Origin of the sequence: Pedobacter sp. GSP4, from assembly GCF_051857575.1 — a bacterium.
In the GTDB taxonomy this organism is placed as follows: domain Bacteria; phylum Bacteroidota; class Bacteroidia; order Sphingobacteriales; family Sphingobacteriaceae; genus Pedobacter.
In genome coordinates, this window is record NZ_JBPZIR010000003.1 from 647,577 (window position 1) to 664,073 (window position 16,497).

Consider the following 16,497-nt stretch of genomic DNA (forward strand, 5'->3'; position numbering starts at 1 on the left):
TTCAGGATCTATTTGATATTGATTTTTCATAGAGAAGAGGCATACGTAAAAGCCTTGGTGTGCTCCGTGCCTTTCTCTGTTTCTCTGTGGTTAAACTTGTTTTCCTACCCGCAACAAAATAGGGAAATACACCTCTTTCTCCGCATCGTTGCCCCAGGCTTCTTTTAACTCGGTAAACATGTACTCCAGTGGGTTACGGTCGTTTGCCCTTTTGTAATGCTGCAAAGAAGACCAGGTATTCAAATAACCGATTAACTGGTTAAAGTTCCAAGTGGTTTTAATGCGGAAATGTGGGGCTACAATTTCCGCAAAAGGGAATGGGATGGTTATGTAACCTTCTTCGATGTAGCGGCGTTCAGGGTCCCAGTATTTGCCCAGTATCTCTTCGTAGAGTTTATGTACCGCCTTATCAACCTTTTTATCAATATACATCAACCCATAACCAATTACGGCAAAAAGGCCGTCAGGTTTTAAGGTTCTTTTAACCTCAGCATAAAATAATGTGAAATTAAACCAATGTATGGCCTGTGCTACCGTAATAAGGTCGAAACTGTTATCGCCAACAGCAGCGTGCTCGGCAGGTTCAACTTTGTAAGTAATATTGGGCAATTGTAAGGCATTTTTTAATTGGTTTTCGCTGATGTCAGTTGCATAAACCGCTCTAAACTGATTGGCCAACACCCTGGCAACTTGCCCGTTTCCCGTAGCACAATCCCAAGCGGTATCTTTATGTTTTAGCAAGGAAAACAGGTAGTCGTACATTTCGGGCGGGTAGGTAGGCCTATATGCCGCATAGCCTTCAGCCTGAGTAGAAAAGTTATCTTTCATTGTCGGAATGATTGAATTTTTGAGAGGAGAAATTAATGAATGGGCAAAAGCACACCAATAATCCCGCTCTTTCTTTATAAAATTATTATATTTTTGATAAACAATCATGATAGAAGTTAAGTTTCCATTTAGACATTCAAAATTCAATCCTTCATTCAATCACCCTCTCATTCAGTCACTCAATAATTAGCTCCCATGGATAAAAGCGTTGATGCGGTACATCAGAAAGAAATCAAAGATGTAGAATACAGGCTCAAATCAATATTTGGCGGCTCGGCGGGGAACTTGGTTGAGTGGTACGATTGGTATACCTATTCGGCTTTTGCGCTTTATTTTTCTCCTGCATTTTTTCCGAACAGCAATCCAACTGCCCAGTTGTTGGATACGGCAGGTATTTTTGCTGTAGGTTTTTTAATGCGCCCTATTGGCGGCTGGTTGCTTGGTAGCATAGCTGATAAATTAGGCCGGAAACGCTCGATGACGCTTTCTGTACTCATTATGGCCATCGGATCGTTAATTATTGGGCTAACACCAGGTTATAACCAAATTGGGATAGCGGCCCCTTTGCTGCTCATTTTTGCCAGGTTGATCCAGGGCTTAAGTACGGGTGGCGAATACGGCACATCGGCCACCTACCTTAGCGAAATGGCCACCAAAAAGCACAGGGGGTTTTATTCCAGCTTTCAATATGTTACACTTATCGGTGGACAATTACTGGCACTGGGCATTCAGTTAATTCTGCAGAACTGGTTACTCACACCAGAAGAGCTGCACGCCTGGGGCTGGCGGATTCCTTTTTTTATTGGGGCCTTACTTTCTTTCATCGCTTTGTATTTAAGACGGCATATCGACGAAACTTCTGCATTTAAGCGTAAAACTTCGGCTGATAAAAAAGGAGGGATTGCTGTATTGCTAAAATACCCAAAAGAAGTATTTACCGTTGTTGGTTTAACATTGGGCGGTACAATTGCCTTTTATACCTTCAGTACCTATATGCAGAAGTTTTTAGTCAATACCGTACACCTCAGTAAAGAAACATCAACAACCTTATCGTTTATTTCCTTACTGGTTTTTGCACTTTTACAGCCGTTGTTCGGCCTGTTATCCGATAAAATTGGCCGCAAGCCCTTGCTTATTGGTTTTGGTGTTTTGGGCACCTTATGCACCTATCCAATTTTAACAGGCTTAGCCGGCGAAACAAATACCACGATAATATTTTTATTGATGATTGGGGCTTTGATTATTGTAAGCGGCTACACCAGTATTAATGCCGTTGTTAAAGCCGAGCTGTTTCCTGCCGAGATCAGGGCATTGGGTGTAGGTTTGCCTTACGCATTAACCGTTGCCATTTTTGGCGGTACAGCCGAATATTTTGCATTGTGGTTTAAAAAAATTGGTCACGAAAGTTATTTCTACTGGTATGTTACAGGCTGTATTTTAATCTCCTTGATTTTGTATACCACCATGAAGGATACCAAGCACCACTCCAAAATAGAAGATTGATTTTAGGCGTTTGAACTGGTGGCGATACAATCGCCGTGCTCGGCCATCGGCGTTACAAACGCGGACGATGACAAATATTTCCGCGCTAATCCGTGCCTCCCAGGCATCTATATGTCGCTACAAGTAATTACTCACCTCAATCAAATTCATATCCGGATCGCGTAAATAGATAGAAATAATTCTGCCATTGGCGCCGGTCCGTTCTACAGGCCCTTCCTCAATTTCGATACATTTCTGTTTAAGTTCTTCTATTACATCGCTAAGTGGAAAATCGGTTATGAAACATAAATCTGCGGTACCTGGTAAAGGTCTAAAAGCCTTTGGTTCAAATTCGCATCCATGTTGGTGGAGATTGATTTTCTGACTGCCAAATCTTAATGCTTTTCTGTTCTCTCCAAACGCTAGAACTTCCATCCCTAAAGCCAGATTGTAAAACCGACAGGTACTCTCCAGGTTAGCAACAGTTAATACAAGGTGATCTAAATTTTTAATATCCATAACTATAAATTAGAACTAAAGCATCCGTCCTTTTGTTTTAACCCAAAAGGTTTATACTTCCGATATTTGGTTAGTAACTATCGACCAACAAAATAATCAATTTTTATATATTTACCATTATGCAAAACCTGCCTCCTTTAGCCGAACGTATGCGCCCTCAAAACCTTGATGAATATGTTGGTCAACAGCATTTGGTGGGCGAAGGTGCAGTATTGCGCAAGGCGATTGAAAGCAGTCAACTTCCATCTATGATTTTCTGGGGACCTCCAGGCGTAGGTAAAACCACTTTGGCATACATCATTTCGCAGGCATTGGATAGGCCGTTCTTTAACCTGAGTGCAATAAACAGCGGGGTAAAGGATATACGCGAGGTAATAGACCGGGCAGCACAGCTGAAAGATAGCTTTTTGGGTTTGCCTATCCTGTTTATAGATGAGATACACCGTTTCAGTAAATCGCAGCAGGATAGTTTACTTGGGGCTGTAGAAAGAGGCCTGGTTACCCTGATTGGTGCCACCACCGAAAACCCATCTTTCGAAGTTATTTCCGCTTTGCTTTCGCGCTGCCAGGTTTACATTTTAAAATCATTAACGGAGCAGGAATTGGCCGGTTTGCTGCAAACAGCAATTCAGAAAGACGTCATCCTTTCGGAAAAAAAGATTACCATAAAAGAGCATGAAGCACTGATCCGCCTATCGGGTGGCGACGCCCGCAAACTCTTGAACGTGCTCGAAATTGCGGTTAACGGTATCGGCGGAAATAAAATGGTATTAACCAATGAAAATGTTTTAGCCCATGCCCAGCAAAATCTGGCCTTGTACGATAAAGCAGGTGAGCAGCATTATGATATTATTTCGGCTTTTATTAAATCGATAAGGGGCAGCGATCCAAATGCTGCGGTATACTGGTTGGCGCGGATGATAGAAGGAGGGGAAGATCCATTGTTTATTGCACGCAGGCTGTTGATCTTATCCTCAGAAGATATTGGTAATGCCAATCCCAATGCCCTGCTTTTGGCCAATAACTGCTTTACAGCTGTAAATGTAATCGGTTATCCCGAAGCACGGATTATCCTATCACAATGTGTAACCTATCTGGCCAGTTCGCCAAAAAGCAATGCTTCTTACGAGGCCATTAACAAAGCGCAGGCGCTGGTTAAACAAACGGGCAATTTGCCGGTACCTTTGCACATCCGCAATGCGCCAACCAAATTGATGAAGAACATTGGCTATGGGAAAGATTACCAGTATTCGCATGGTTATGAAGGTAATTTTTCGCCGCAGGAGTATTTTCCTGAAGAATTGAGCGGTACCAAACTTTACGATCCGGGAAAAAATGCGGCAGAAGAAAAGCTCCGCGAAAAATTAAGGCAGAACTGGAAAGACAAATACAACTATTGATGTAACATTTCTTAAGCAATGTTTACTAATAGATAAGAAAAATAAATTAACACTAAACTATATATGCTGAATACTTTTTTAAGCCATCAATGGAAATCTTTTTGGCGATCGCGAAACAGGGGCAGTAGCATTGCTGGCCAGATTGTTTTAGGGTTTTTTATGCTTTACTTTCTTGCCCTTGCACTTGGCGCCGGTTTTGGGATGTCGGTATTTTTACCTAAAATTTTCCCCAACCAAGATGTAATCAAAAGCTTTAACGGCATCATCCTTTACTATTTCGCATTCGATTTTATCATGCGCCTGCAGTTTCAGGAGCTGCCAACCCTAAGCATTATCCCGTACCTGCACCTCAGGATCCAAAGAAGCAAGATTATTAAATTTTTAAATGTGAAGGCACTTTTCTCAGCCTTTAACCTTTGGCCGTTTTTTATTTTCCTGCCCTTTTGCTTTATTAAAATTGCACCCACATATGGCGCGTTAACTACGTTAATGTATATCGTTTCCATATTCTCTATTATGGTTTTTAATAATTATCTGGTGCTGTATATTAAAAGAAAATCGATAACCAATGTACTCTATACCTTTTTTGGCCTAGTGGTTATTGCCACTTTTGCCGCACTGGAGTATTATAAAGTGATTTCGATAATGGCAGGTTCTGATGCTGTGTTTAGGGCCATTGCTAAACAGCCGCTTTATGGTTTTATTTTTACCATCGCTGCCTTTGCCATTTTTTATTTCAACTCAAGCTTTTTGCGTAAAAACTTATATGTAGAAGAATTAAGCACCAAGCAAGAGAAAAAAGGTAGTACCGATTATGCATTCCTGAACAGATTTGGTAAAGTAGGTGAGCTGGCCGCTCTGGAGTTAAAATTAATCCTTCGCCATAAACGCCCCCGTTCTTCCGTTATTTTAGGCTTCTTTTTCCTTTTTTACGGATTTATTTTCTACAAAGAGCAGGCAATTGCCAGAGATGCATTTGGGCAGATGATGTTCGGGGCTATTTTTATGACGGGGATCTCCATCATTATTTACGGTCAGTTTATGTTTGCCTGGCAAAGCGCTCATTTTGATGGGATATTAGCCAACAAAATCGATTTCAAAGATTTTATCAGGGCCAAATTTTTATTGTTCACCATTGGCTGTACCATCATAACTTTATTGGCCAGTTTTTATGGATTTTTAAGTCCTAAGCTTTTATTGCTACACATTGCAGCCTATTTATACAACATTGGTTTCGGAACCGTGGTGGTACTTTATCTGGCTACACTGAATTATAAAAGACTGGATATTACCAAGGCCGCAAGCTTTAATTACCAGGGTACAGGGGCCACACAATGGCTTTTAATGTTTCCTTACGCGCTTACGCCAATATTGATTTACCTGCCGTTTGGCATAATGGATAAGCCTTATTGGGGCTTATTGGTCGTATCCGTTTTTGGCCTGAGCATGCTACTGCTACGTGGCTTTTGGGTAAACTACATTGCAAAAAGATTTGAGAAACAACGTTATAAAATAGCCGAAGGCTTTAGAGAATAATTATGATTTTAGAAGTTAAGAATTTACAAAAAGTTTATGGCGATAAAACCGTTGTAAACATTGAGGATTTACATATTGCTGCTGGCGAAACCGTAGGCCTGGTTGGAAATAACGGCGCTGGTAAAACTACTTTTTTCAGGATGCTTTTAGATTTGATCCGTCCAACAAATGGCGAGGTTTTATCAAAAGGTGAAAACGTAATGCAGAGCGATAACTGGAAAAACTATACCGCATCTTTTTTGGATGAAGGGTTTTTAATTGATTATTTAACGCCCGAAGAGTATTTTATTTTTATCGGCAGCCTGCACAACCTCAGTGTGGCTGATGTTTCAGCCTATTTAAAACAATATGCTGAATTTTTTAACGGAGAAATTTTGGATAGTGGAAAGTACATCCGCGATTTTAGCAAGGGCAATCAGGTTAAGGTAGGCATAGCGGCTGCTTTGATGCAGAACCCCGAAATTTTAATTCTGGACGAGCCCTTCGCCAACCTCGATCCAACCACGCAGATTAGGTTAAAGAAATTGCTGAAAGAACAAACAGGCAGCATGACCACCTTTATTTCGAGCCACGACTTAAATCACGTTACCGATGTGTGCAACAGGATTATCCTGGTAGAAAAAGGACAGGTAATTAAAGATTTTAAAACAGATGAAAATACGCTGAAGGAATTGGAGAGCTATTTCTCGGCCTAGTTTTGTACTAAGAATGATACATTATGGAAAGTCCCGATTCGTTGGGGCTTTTTTTTATCGCCAAAATTTTGTGCTATTTCCGCGTATTTAACCGAAAACGCCTAAAAAAACAGGTATTGCAGTTTTTTGGCATTGTGTTTGAATACCACGAGTAGAAATTATAAATCTAGATTATTATGAGTATTTCAAAAGTAAGAATAGCGACATTAAGTATAGGATTAGCAGTAGGTTCAATGGCATTCCAAAGTTGTGATAGTTTAACTAAAACGCAAAAAGGAGCCGGAATTGGCGCTGCTGCAGGTGGTGTTATCGGTGCTTTAATTGGAAAAAAAGCAGGTAATACAGCAGTTGGAGCATTAATTGGCGGTGCTATTGGTGGTACAGCTGGTGCTTTTATTGGCCGCAGAATGGACAGACAGGCTGCTGAAATCCAGAAAGCAATTCCAAATGCAGAGGTAATCCGCGAAGGAGAAGGTATTATTGTGAAATTTGATAGCGGTATTTTATTCGACTTTGATAAAACAGCATTAAAAGATGCAGCTAAAACCAATATTCAGAGTTTAGCCTCTTCTTTAAACCAATATCCAGATACAGATATCAAGATTATCGGTCACACCGATAGCCGTGGTACAGAACAATATAACATGGGCTTATCTGAAAGAAGAGCGGCAGCGGTTAAAGCTTATGCGGTTTCTCAAGGTGTTCCATCATCAAGATTGGTTACTATTGGTAAAGGTTTTGCTGAGCCAATTGCAGATAACGAAACTGATGCAGGCCGTGCAGCTAACCGTCGTGTAGAGATTGTAATTGTTGCTAACGATGCATTAAAAGCCAGCGCACAAAAACAAGGTTAATCATCGCTATTTCCCTCTACCTATGAGGTCATTATATATGCAGCCCCGGTGTACATCCACCGGGGTTTTTTTGTGCCCCAGCTGTTACCATCTGACAAAGGCCATGTAATTTAGACCTTTCAAAACTTACGAAGTCTACCAAGCCAGTGGCCCAGGCAGACTTCGCCAGTTAGCCTCAGCTGCTTAAGAATAAATATCTTCAAAATAGCTCACCACAAGCGATTTCATTAGCATTTCTTGCTCCAGCATGGTGTAAGGTGGAATTGTTTTGATTAGTTTCCAGTGTGGCCAGCCATCTTGGTCTAAACCCTCCAGTTCATAAAAGCCCATTTCGCTCAATAAGCGGCAAGTGGCAATGTGCATCAATTCTTCCTTTTGCCGTTTGCTGTATTTTTTTGGTCCTTTGCCCAGTTCCTGTACACCGATTAAGAAAAGCATTACTTTTAAATCAGGAAAATCAGAATCGAATTCATTTGAAATCTTTTCCTGTAAGGTTTTCCACTTGGCATTAATCTCCGACGGTTTCATATTGTGCAAAGATAGTGTAAAAAGGTTTATGGCCTGAGTAAAAGGTTTCGACTTTTAGCCGTAAAGCTTAAATCATAATTGTATTTTTGGTTACATTTATAGTTTATGGATACGAATACAAATAAAACAATCGGCGCCGGATTATTGGCTTATGGCATGTCGGGCAAGGTTTTTCATGCCCCTTTTTTAAATGAGCACCATGGCTTTAATTTAAAGGCAGTAGTTGAGCGCAACAATAAAAATGCGGCTAATGATTACCCAAATATTACAAGTTACACTAGCGTTGATGAGCTTTTGGGCGATGATGAAATAGAACTGGTTGTAGTAAATACCCCAAATAACCTTCACTACGAGCATACAAAAGCCGCTTTAACCCATAACAAACATGTTTTGGTAGAAAAGCCATTTACCGCTACTGCAGCACAGGCCAAAGAACTTTTTGAACTGGCAGACCGTGTGGGCAAGCAGATATTCTTTTATCAGAACCGCCGTTGGGACAGCGATTTTACTTCGGTAAGAAAAGTAATTGAAAGCGGTAAGCTGGGCAAACTGAACGAAGTACATTTCCGTTACGACCGCTACCGCAATGTTATCGGGCCAAAAGCATTTAAAGAAAACCCGGTTGAAGCCAGTGGCCTGCTTTATGATTTAGGTCCGCACCTGTTAGATCAGGTAATCAGTTTGTTTGGCAAGCCCTTAAGCTATCATAAAATTTTGGGTAAAAACCGTGTAGGTACTTTGGTTGATGACTATTTTACCATCCAGTTAAGTTATCCCGATAGCGTAAATGTTTTTGTTACCTCGAGCATGCTTGTGGTCGATCCGCAGGCTGCCTTTGTATTGCACGGCGTTGATGGCAGTTTCATTAAAGAGCGGGCTGATATCCAAGAAGAACAATTATTGGCTGGGATGAAACTAACAGATGCAGCTTATGGTATTGAGGCCGAAGGCAAAGATGGATTATTAACGACTATTGATTCTGAAGGCCATAAAACCGAAGAAATCATTCCATCCGAACTGGGTAGTTATCTGCCACTTTTCGAAGCGGTTTATCAATCAATTACGAACAACAAACCATATCCCATTACCCGTGAAGATGTGTTGGCCCAATTAGAAATTATAGAAAACTAAACCTCTATCTGTATACTACTTTAAACCCGGTACATCACATTAACCTGTGTAATCTCTTTTATGAACTCCCTACCATTTGCCTACCTCATCCCCATTTTTCTCATTGCCATTTACCTCATTCTGAAGAAAAAGAAAGTGATCATCGAGCCCTTAACCGATGTAGACAAAAAAATACTCGATGATTATGTTAGCTATTACCACAACCTTGATTCGACAGATAAGCTCAGGTTTGAACAAAAGGTAGCCACATTTTTCAGCACGGTTAAAATTGAGGCCGTAGGGTTAGAAATGACTACTTTGGATGAGCTGTTGATTGCTTCGAGTGCGGTAATTCCAATTTTCGGCTTTGACGATTGGCAATATCAAAACCTCACTAGCGTTTTATTGTATCCCGATACCTTTAATAAAGATTTTCAGTTTGAGGGCGGCGAGCGGAACATTATGGGCATGGTGGGTACAGGGTATATGAACGGACAGATGATTTTATCGAGATCGGCGCTGCGCCATGGTTTTTCTAAAAGTGCAGGCAAAGAAAACACCGCTATACATGAGTTTGTTCATCTTTTGGATAAATCGGACGGTGCAACGGATGGTGTTCCGGAGAATTTGATGGCGCACGAATATACTTTGCCATGGATAAAAATGATGCATGAGGAGATTGAAAAGATCGAAGACAATAAATCAGATATCAATCCTTATGCAATTACCAATCAGGCCGAGTTTTTTGCGGTGGTTTCTGAGTATTTCTTTGAAAAGCCCGAGTTGTTGAAAGATAAACATCCCGAATTGTATTTTCAGTTAAGCCGCATATTTGCGCAGCATCCAGCAGGTTAATTATGAAGAGTTATAAGATAAAGATTTGGGCAGCAGTTTTATGCACTTTGATGGGCTTAACTGTATCGGCCCAAAAAACCTACGTTTTAAGGCAAAATTACCCAACAGGTTATAAATACGATTTCTCCATTACTTCCGATCAGATTATTAATCAGAAAATTGGCGACAGGGCCATAAATTTAACGCAGAATATTGGTACTGATTATACTTTTGATATTACCGAAGGGCATAGTGGAGAAAAAGATATCAAAGTAACCTACAAGCGGATATTTATAAAATCTGTGGCCATGGGGAACACCATGACGCTCAGCTCCGATGATCAGGACAGCACCAAGAAAAATCCTTTCAGCGGTTTAAAAGGAGCTTCATTTTATATGATCGTTGCCCCAAATGGATCAATTAAATCGGTAGCCGGAATAGATAAAATGCTGGATGGGATGGCGGCAAAAATGACCACCGATACCAGCCAGATTAAACAGTTTAAAGATGCCCTGAGCAAACAGTTCAGCTCCGAAATGGTTAAGCAAACCATGGAATCTTCGTTTAAAATTTATCCTGAGAAACCTGTTGCCATAGGCGATAGCTGGACAGTTGATACCAAAATGCAGATGAGTATGCCGATTGAAACGATTACCCAATACAGCTTAAAGGAAGTGAAAGATGGTATTGCCACGCTCAGCGTAAAAGGAACTTTGCTATCGAAAGGTAATTTTGAAGTAATGGGCAACAAAATGGAAACCGATTTAAAGGGAACCAACTCTGGCGAAACAGCTATTGATATGAAGACCGGCATGGTGCTGAACAGCCATCTGCGGATAGAACTGTATGGTAAAATGAAATCGATGGGGCAGGATATCGATTTCGAAATGCAGGGCATTAATAAAATTGTAGGAAAAGAAATTAACTAGTTGGATCAAACCTCGCAGGTTTAATTCAGGATTTTTTGGATGTTTTATCGGGCTCATTGATGGCTGTGCCATTTTAAACCTGGTAAAATAAGGCTGGTTTTATTAAGTCTGTCACGTTGAGCCTGTCGAAACGCTTGAAAATGTATTTATTACCACCCTTCGACAAGCTCAGGATGACAGTCTATCCTCCTCCAAAAACTACAAACTTCCTGTTAAGGCTACCAAAAACTCAGTTGGGATTTCAATATGCGGAATATGTCCGCAGGCCTCAAATTCGATTATTTTAGCGCCGATAATTTTGGCGGCGGTCTGTTTGCCCAGCAGCTTGTATTGGCCATGTACAGCCTGTTGATCGGGTGATAATAGTCCCTTACCCACTATGGTTTTATCTTCTTTACCAATAAATAAAACAGTAGGCACTTTAAGGTTCTGAAATTCGTAAACAACAGGTTGTTCATAAATCATGGTAAAAGTCATGGCGGCTACTTTTGCCCACCGTGGATAATCGGCACTAAACGTTACCCCTCCGGCTATGCTCACCAGGTATTCATACTCTGGCTTCCAATAGGTAAAATAAGATCCTTGATAGTATTTGCGTACGCTTTCAGCAGTGGTTTTGAGTTCAGTTTGGTATTGCTGCTCGGTAGTAATATAAGGTACAAAAGTTTTATAATCTTCTAAGCCTATTGGGTTTTCAAGCAAAAGTTTTTCTGTTTTTTCGGGATACATCAAAGCAAACCGAGTGGCCAGCATACCGCCCATACTATGGCCCAAAACCACTGTTTTTTGAACGCCCAAGGTATCTAATAACTTTTTGTTCCACGTGGCCATTTGATGGAAACTGTAATGTATAAAAGGCTTTGACGATTTACCAAAACCAATTTGATCGGGTACAATAACACGGTAGCCAATATTGGTTAGGGCTTTAATTACATTGGTCCAATAATAACCGCCAAAATTTTTCCCATGGAAAAGAATAGCTGTTTTGCCATTGGCCGCCTGTGTGGGCGCAATATCCATATAGGCCATTTTAACATCCTGGCCCTCGGTATTGATTGGGAAATATTTAACAGGGTAGGGGTATTTAACGTTTTCTAAAGTGATAGATAGCGTATCGATCTTTTGTGCTTTAACCTGGCTAAAAACGAATAGAGAGAGGGCAAATAAAAAGAAAAACTTCTTCATGGATTGGGTATTGATATAAAAACTAAAACTAATTGGCCCAAGTTATACTTTTGCCAATTAGTTAGCTTAAAAATCATGCCCTTTTTACACAATCATTAATAACGATGGTGCATATGCGACTTATCATGCTTAAAGAATTACTTTTTTAACATTTGTTTCAGATATTTTACGGGCATTGCTATAGTAGTTTCATCCGAAAAATTACCGGTGATTTTGTTCACAGTTATATTCTCTATTTTTAGATAAGCTTTTTCAAAAGTATTGATTGTCAAATTTTCAATGCTATTGTTTTTAGCGTCTTCTCCACTCATAGTTACGGTTGAATTTTTACTGGAAATGTTTAAATCCCTGTAAGAAATATTGCTTGAATTAAAAACCGAACTGTCTAGATTGATATTTAGTTTTTTAATATCTGTTTGGTTAATTACCCTTGTAAATTTTCCGTTTGAACTAAATGTTATTGGAGAACCGAAAGATAAGTTGCCTGATTTAGTGGCATTGATGCTTAAACTATCGGTTTTTGCGGTTAAAACTATGCTTGAAGAATTATTGATGTTCAATTGGTCAATATTTGGACTATATACCAATATGACTACACCGTAGCGGTTGTTGCCCGATCTGTTCAGCTGATCGCTAAAGCTGACTTGCAATGTACCGGTCTTGTTCACGTTAAAAGTGATACCGTCTTTCATATCAGTAGGTACTTTTACACCTGATTTTGCACTTTTTATCAAGTGTAGTTCTAAATAAATTCTTTTGGCATCGGGAACATTAACGCTGTTAAAAGATGTGTTAAAAGGTATGGAAACCCTACCATCACTTTCTTTGTCGAAAGGTTCGGCATTGATATCCTGTTCTGCTAAAAACCTATCGCTCTTAAACGATACATAATTTAGCTTAACATTAACTGCAATAACAACTATTGGAATAACAATCAGCAGTGCAGCAAGGGCGATTAATAATTTATTACTTGTTTTCATTTTATTAAGCGTTAAAATTCTCTTTTACAAATGTTTGGTATTGGTTTTCCAGTTCTTCGAAACCAATATTTAGCAGGTAAATATTCCTGAAAACCACAGGGAGCTCATCTTGTATAAACTGCTGCCTGCGGTAGTTTTTTACATGGCTTATCGCTGCCTCATCAACAAAAAAGCCAATCCCGCGTTTGTTGTTGATGATGTTCTTGTTTTGTAGCAGCTCGTAGGTACGCATTACCGTATTGGGGTTTACTTCCATTTCTACGGCCAGTTCCCTTACCGAAGGAACTTTCTCATCGGCTTTCCATTTTCCCAGCAGAATGTGCTCGCAAACATATTCTGCTATCTGAAGGTATATTGCCTTATTATCTCTAAATTCCATATCTATACCCTTTAAAAATTAAACCTCTTTTTCTTTGAGGCGTATATACGTGATTAACCAAATAATTAGGCTGATGGCCACTGTAACCCAAAAAAATATGGTAAATACAAAGCTTTTATCATGGCCACCAACAATATATTTAGCGCTTTTATCGGCCGTAATCCAATTGGCAAACCTAAAGCTTAAGAAAAACACCAGTACAAAAAAAGCAGTAACAGATACCGCTGTTTTAATATAATGAAAGCGGTTAAAGTATACGGAGCCTAACAGAAAAATACTGGTAACCAAAAAAGGGAGGGCAAATAAATATTTATATTCCCGCTCGGCTGTCAGATCATCGAAAATAGTACTGAAAGAAACCAGTGTAAGCCTGCCGGTATTATAATTCATTACTTTTTTATTTGCCCATAAATCGTTGATGTAGCTCACAAAAATGGCATCGATTACATAAAAAATGAGCAGGTAACTTACAATACTGAGCACAGCTGTAAAAAAGAAAGCGCAAAGAAATTTTTCTGTAATAGAAGCAGGGGTCATTAATTCCATTATGGCTTTAGATTTCTGCCCCAGCGGACTGAAATAAGCACTGGCCTCGATGGTTATAAACAGAAATCCGATAAAAAGGAATATGACAGCGCGGAAACCCAACTGGGCATGCTCGTTATTGTCCCATCTAAAATATGCACTCTTAAATTGTGGGACATTAAAGTAGTAGAAACCAACGATAATTACGGCTAGTACCACTAAACTCATGAGGTAAACTTTTCCAAAATCAAGCCATTGTCTTTTTAGCAATAAGCCAAATCGGTTAATATTAAAGGTGTTGTTCATCGCTTAACTGAATAAAGGTTTAAATTTGATTTTCTCGGCAAGTATGGCATTAAACAGCAGTTCCATATCCAATTTGCTTTCTTCGTGGTGGTAGTTCGGCATTACCGCATTATAGCCGGATAGTGATGGTTCTGCGTAAAAAATACTATCATCCACTTCTTTAACTTTTTTGAAAGTGAGCTTTGTGGTAATTTCTTCTACCGATGCTTTTAGCGCTACATCGTTTTCATCGAGCATAATTACCGTATCAATTAAATTATCTAAATCCCTAACCTGGTGGGTAGAAATGATAATGCAGCGGTCGTCCGTTAATGCCGAAGCCATAATTTTTCTGAACTGGGCCTTCGATGGAATATCCAAACCATTTGTAGGCTCATCCATAATAACCAGTTTAGCCTGTGTGGCCAGACCAAAGGCGATAATAAATTTTTTCTTCTGTCCATAGCTCATGTTAATCAGCCTGTTGCTGGGCGGGATATCAAATTCCTTCAACAGCTCGGCAAAATACCTGTGGTCGAAGTTTTTGTAAAAGGGGGCATTGGCTTTCAGGTAAGCATCTATTTTTACCGCCGGTAAATGAAATTCTTCGGGTATAAAGCAGATCTGCTCTAATAAAGCCGGTTGTCTTTTTGCGGGGTTAAAGCCCATCACATTAAGATTTCCGCTCTGCGCATACACCAAACCGGCTAGGTTTTTTAAAAAGGTTGATTTACCTGCCCCGTTTTTTCCAAGCAAACCATAAATATGACCATTGCTTAAGCGCATGCTCATATTTTTAAATAATGGCTTATGCTTGCTGTAGCCAAAATTCAGATTGTTAATTTCGATCATATCTACTGTATTAGTTAAATAATACACTAAAATATCATCTATTGTAATCCTTTCCAAATTATTTTTAATTTTTTTATTTGTGGCTGGAAATTATTTGATTGTTAACGTCAGGTTAACGACGCTTAGATAGTCTACAGCATCAAAACGTAAGGCATTTGTAAAATATCCGTTTAATACGGGCAACAATAAAACATCCTTAATATGGAGGTTGTATGTTTGTAGCGTAACGTACAGGAAATAGAAATTTATAAACTATTGACTACACTGTACACCATGCCAGTTAAACTCAAAAAATATGTCGAAACTATTTTCTCCCTTTAAGCTAAAGGATGTAACCTTAAAAAACAGGATTGTTATTTCGCCAATGTGCCAATATTCTGCAGTAGATGGATTTGCCAACGATTGGCATTTGGTGCATTTGGGCAGCAGGGCTGTTGGTGGAGCGGGATTGATTATTCAGGAAGCCTCTGCAGTAACTGCAGAAGGAAGAATTACCTATGCTGACCTGGGCATCTGGAAAGATGAGCATGTAGAAAAGCTAAAACAGATAGTTTCTTTTATCCACGATAACGGTGCCATTGCGGGTATACAATTGGCCCATGCAGGTAGAAAAGCCAGCTGCGAAGTACCATGGAACGGTGGCGAACAGCTTACCGAAGGCCCGAACAGTTGGCAGCCTGTAGGCCCATCGGCCATTCCTTTTAAACAAGGGCAGGTTGAGCCGCACGAGCTGAGCATTAAAGAAATTCAGGATATTGTTTTTGCCTTTAGGGCTGCTGCCAAACGTGCTTTGGATGCGGGTTATAAAGTTGTTGAAATACATGCCGCACATGGTTATTTACTGCACGAATTTTTTAGTCCCCTGAGCAATAAACGCACCGATATTTATGGTGGAAGTTTCGAAAACCGCATACGCTTGGTAATTGATGTGGTAGAGGCAGTACAATCGGTATGGCCAGAAAACTTACCGGTTTTCGTACGCATTTCGGCTACAGATTGGACTGAGGGCGGCTGGAACGAAAACGATTCGCTGCAACTGGTAGCCGTTTTGAAAGATCGTGGGGTAGATTTAATCGATACCTCATCAGGAGGGAATGTGCCCGATGCGTTTATCCCTGCAGGTCCAAATTATCAGGTTCCATTTGCCGATAAAATCAGGAATGAAATCGGTATTTACACCGGGGCTGTTGGTGTTATTGTTGAAGCAGAGCAGGCAGAAGAAATTTTGGAACAGGGCAAAGCAGATTTAATCTTCATTGCCCGCGAGTCGCTGCGCGATGCCTATTTCCCAACACATGCTGCACAGAAATTAGGCGATGATACAGAATGGCCAAACCAATATGTAAGGGCCAAAAGAGAAACTTTTAAGAAGTAGTTTGGTACGCTTGAAATAAATGAAATTCGTCATTGCGAGATGGCTTTTCAGCCATCGAAGCAATCTTACAACGATCGCTATTAGCGTACGCTTTAAGATTGCTTCGTGCCTTGCAATGACGAATTTTCTATTTAAATCTGTTAATAATAGCCTGCCAAACTACCTCGGAAGCCTTTCGACAGCCTCAACGTGACAAAATTT

General features: G+C 40.0%; 17 protein-coding genes. 9 read left to right on the plus strand and 8 right to left on the minus strand.

What is annotated here, in order from left to right; genetic code table 11:
* Nucleotides 1-90: 90 nt before the first annotated feature.
* Nucleotides 91-828, minus strand: coding sequence for a class I SAM-dependent methyltransferase (locus tag ACS5PU_RS10015; protein WP_439459145.1), 738 nt, complete (start codon nt 826-828; stop codon nt 91-93).
* Between the two features lie 195 nt (nt 829-1,023).
* Here ACS5PU_RS10015 and ACS5PU_RS10020 point away from each other — a divergent pair, with 195 nt between their 5' ends.
* Nucleotides 1,024-2,331: an MFS transporter gene (locus ACS5PU_RS10020; RefSeq protein ID WP_439459146.1), complete on the plus strand. Its 1,308-nt coding sequence runs from the start codon at nt 1,024-1,026 to the stop codon at nt 2,329-2,331.
* 117 nt (nt 2,332-2,448) lie between these two features.
* On the opposite strand, the gene ACS5PU_RS10025 is transcribed toward ACS5PU_RS10020, so the two are convergent.
* Nucleotides 2,449-2,829, minus strand: a complete 381-nt coding sequence (locus tag ACS5PU_RS10025; RefSeq protein WP_439459147.1) for a VOC family protein — start codon at nt 2,827-2,829, stop codon at nt 2,449-2,451.
* 119 nt (nt 2,830-2,948) lie between these two features.
* Here ACS5PU_RS10025 and ACS5PU_RS10030 point away from each other — a divergent pair, with 119 nt between their 5' ends.
* From ACS5PU_RS10030 to ACS5PU_RS10045, 4 genes are all read left to right on the plus strand, one after another.
* Nucleotides 2,949-4,229 carry a replication-associated recombination protein A gene (locus ACS5PU_RS10030; RefSeq protein ID WP_439459148.1) on the plus strand — a complete coding sequence of 427 codons (1,281 nt, stop codon included), beginning with the start codon at nt 2,949-2,951 and terminating at the stop codon, nt 4,227-4,229.
* 63 nt (nt 4,230-4,292) lie between these two features.
* Nucleotides 4,293-5,765, plus strand: a complete 1,473-nt coding sequence (locus ACS5PU_RS10035) for a DUF5687 family protein (protein ID WP_439459149.1) — start codon at nt 4,293-4,295, stop codon at nt 5,763-5,765.
* Nucleotides 5,766-5,767: 2 nt separating this feature from the next.
* Entirely contained in the window at nt 5,768-6,460 is a 693-nt protein-coding gene (locus ACS5PU_RS10040; protein ID WP_439459150.1) for an ABC transporter ATP-binding protein, read from the plus strand.
* A gap of 176 nt (nt 6,461-6,636) precedes the next feature.
* A complete protein-coding gene (locus tag ACS5PU_RS10045) occupies nt 6,637-7,314 on the plus strand; it encodes an OmpA family protein (RefSeq protein ID WP_209434965.1) in 678 nt (225 codons plus the stop codon).
* Nucleotides 7,315-7,497: 183 nt separating this feature from the next.
* Here the strand turns inward: ACS5PU_RS10045 and ACS5PU_RS10050 are convergent, their stop codons facing one another.
* Complete coding sequence (locus ACS5PU_RS10050) at nt 7,498-7,842, minus strand: hypothetical protein (protein WP_439459151.1); 345 nt, start codon at nt 7,840-7,842, stop codon at nt 7,498-7,500.
* Between the two features lie 105 nt (nt 7,843-7,947).
* On the opposite strand from ACS5PU_RS10050, the gene ACS5PU_RS10055 reads away from it, so the two are divergent.
* From ACS5PU_RS10055 to ACS5PU_RS10065, 3 genes are read left to right on the plus strand one after another with little or no spacing between them, the layout of a single operon-like run.
* Complete coding sequence (locus tag ACS5PU_RS10055) at nt 7,948-8,973, plus strand: Gfo/Idh/MocA family oxidoreductase (RefSeq protein WP_439459152.1); 1,026 nt, start codon at nt 7,948-7,950, stop codon at nt 8,971-8,973.
* A 60-nt stretch (nt 8,974-9,033) separates the two neighbouring features.
* Nucleotides 9,034-9,807 carry a zinc-dependent peptidase gene (locus ACS5PU_RS10060; protein WP_439459153.1) on the plus strand — a complete coding sequence of 258 codons (774 nt, stop codon included), beginning with the start codon at nt 9,034-9,036 and terminating at the stop codon, nt 9,805-9,807.
* 2 nt (nt 9,808-9,809) lie between these two features.
* Nucleotides 9,810-10,715 (plus strand): DUF6263 family protein, encoded by a 906-nt coding sequence (locus ACS5PU_RS10065; protein ID WP_439459154.1) that lies wholly within the window; start codon nt 9,810-9,812, stop codon nt 10,713-10,715.
* Nucleotides 10,716-10,913: 198 nt separating this feature from the next.
* On the opposite strand, the gene ACS5PU_RS10070 is transcribed toward ACS5PU_RS10065, so the two are convergent.
* From ACS5PU_RS10070 to ACS5PU_RS10090, 5 genes are all read right to left on the minus strand, one after another.
* The gene (locus ACS5PU_RS10070) at nt 10,914-11,900 is read right to left on the minus strand and encodes an alpha/beta fold hydrolase (RefSeq protein WP_439459155.1); all 987 of its coding nucleotides are present in this window, start codon (nt 11,898-11,900) and stop codon (nt 10,914-10,916) included.
* 137 nt (nt 11,901-12,037) lie between these two features.
* Nucleotides 12,038-12,880 carry a GIN domain-containing protein gene (locus ACS5PU_RS10075; RefSeq protein ID WP_439459156.1) on the minus strand — a complete coding sequence of 281 codons (843 nt, stop codon included), beginning with the start codon at nt 12,878-12,880 and terminating at the stop codon, nt 12,038-12,040.
* A 4-nt stretch (nt 12,881-12,884) separates the two neighbouring features.
* Nucleotides 12,885-13,259, minus strand: coding sequence for a GntR family transcriptional regulator (locus ACS5PU_RS10080; RefSeq protein ID WP_439459157.1), 375 nt, complete (start codon nt 13,257-13,259; stop codon nt 12,885-12,887).
* A gap of 18 nt (nt 13,260-13,277) precedes the next feature.
* Nucleotides 13,278-14,090 (minus strand): hypothetical protein, encoded by an 813-nt coding sequence (locus tag ACS5PU_RS10085; protein ID WP_439459158.1) that lies wholly within the window; start codon nt 14,088-14,090, stop codon nt 13,278-13,280.
* Nucleotides 14,091-14,093: 3 nt separating this feature from the next.
* Entirely contained in the window at nt 14,094-14,978 is an 885-nt protein-coding gene (locus tag ACS5PU_RS10090) for an ABC transporter ATP-binding protein (protein ID WP_439459159.1), read from the minus strand.
* Nucleotides 14,979-15,216: 238 nt separating this feature from the next.
* Between ACS5PU_RS10090 and namA the strand changes: the two genes are divergently transcribed.
* The gene (gene namA / locus ACS5PU_RS10095) at nt 15,217-16,296 is read left to right on the plus strand and encodes an NADPH dehydrogenase NamA (protein WP_439459160.1); all 1,080 of its coding nucleotides are present in this window, start codon (nt 15,217-15,219) and stop codon (nt 16,294-16,296) included.
* Nucleotides 16,297-16,497 lie beyond the last annotated feature (201 nt).

What these genes read in the sequence shown, in the direction of transcription:
- ACS5PU_RS10080 (WP_439459157.1), bottom strand. Translation starts at nt 13,259, where the DNA reads ATGGAATTTAGAGATAATAAGGCAATATACCTTCAGATAGCAGAATAT.
- ACS5PU_RS10065 (WP_439459154.1), top strand. Translation starts at nt 9,810, where the DNA reads ATGAAGAGTTATAAGATAAAGATTTGGGCAGCAGTTTTATGCACTTTG.
- ACS5PU_RS10060 (WP_439459153.1), top strand. Translation starts at nt 9,034, where the DNA reads ATGAACTCCCTACCATTTGCCTACCTCATCCCCATTTTTCTCATTGCC.
- ACS5PU_RS10015 (WP_439459145.1), bottom strand. Translation starts at nt 828, where the DNA reads ATGAAAGATAACTTTTCTACTCAGGCTGAAGGCTATGCGGCATATAGG.
- ACS5PU_RS10035 (WP_439459149.1), top strand. Translation starts at nt 4,293, where the DNA reads ATGCTGAATACTTTTTTAAGCCATCAATGGAAATCTTTTTGGCGATCG.
- ACS5PU_RS10045 (WP_209434965.1), top strand. Translation starts at nt 6,637, where the DNA reads ATGAGTATTTCAAAAGTAAGAATAGCGACATTAAGTATAGGATTAGCA.
- ACS5PU_RS10050 (WP_439459151.1), bottom strand. Translation starts at nt 7,842, where the DNA reads ATGAAACCGTCGGAGATTAATGCCAAGTGGAAAACCTTACAGGAAAAG.
- ACS5PU_RS10020 (WP_439459146.1), top strand. Translation starts at nt 1,024, where the DNA reads ATGGATAAAAGCGTTGATGCGGTACATCAGAAAGAAATCAAAGATGTA.
- ACS5PU_RS10085 (WP_439459158.1), bottom strand. Translation starts at nt 14,090, where the DNA reads ATGAACAACACCTTTAATATTAACCGATTTGGCTTATTGCTAAAAAGA.
- namA (WP_439459160.1), top strand. Translation starts at nt 15,217, where the DNA reads ATGTCGAAACTATTTTCTCCCTTTAAGCTAAAGGATGTAACCTTAAAA.
- ACS5PU_RS10040 (WP_439459150.1), top strand. Translation starts at nt 5,768, where the DNA reads ATGATTTTAGAAGTTAAGAATTTACAAAAAGTTTATGGCGATAAAACC.
- ACS5PU_RS10025 (WP_439459147.1), bottom strand. Translation starts at nt 2,829, where the DNA reads ATGGATATTAAAAATTTAGATCACCTTGTATTAACTGTTGCTAACCTG.
- ACS5PU_RS10070 (WP_439459155.1), bottom strand. Translation starts at nt 11,900, where the DNA reads ATGAAGAAGTTTTTCTTTTTATTTGCCCTCTCTCTATTCGTTTTTAGC.
- ACS5PU_RS10055 (WP_439459152.1), top strand. Translation starts at nt 7,948, where the DNA reads ATGGATACGAATACAAATAAAACAATCGGCGCCGGATTATTGGCTTAT.
- ACS5PU_RS10075 (WP_439459156.1), bottom strand. Translation starts at nt 12,880, where the DNA reads ATGAAAACAAGTAATAAATTATTAATCGCCCTTGCTGCACTGCTGATT.
- ACS5PU_RS10030 (WP_439459148.1), top strand. Translation starts at nt 2,949, where the DNA reads ATGCAAAACCTGCCTCCTTTAGCCGAACGTATGCGCCCTCAAAACCTT.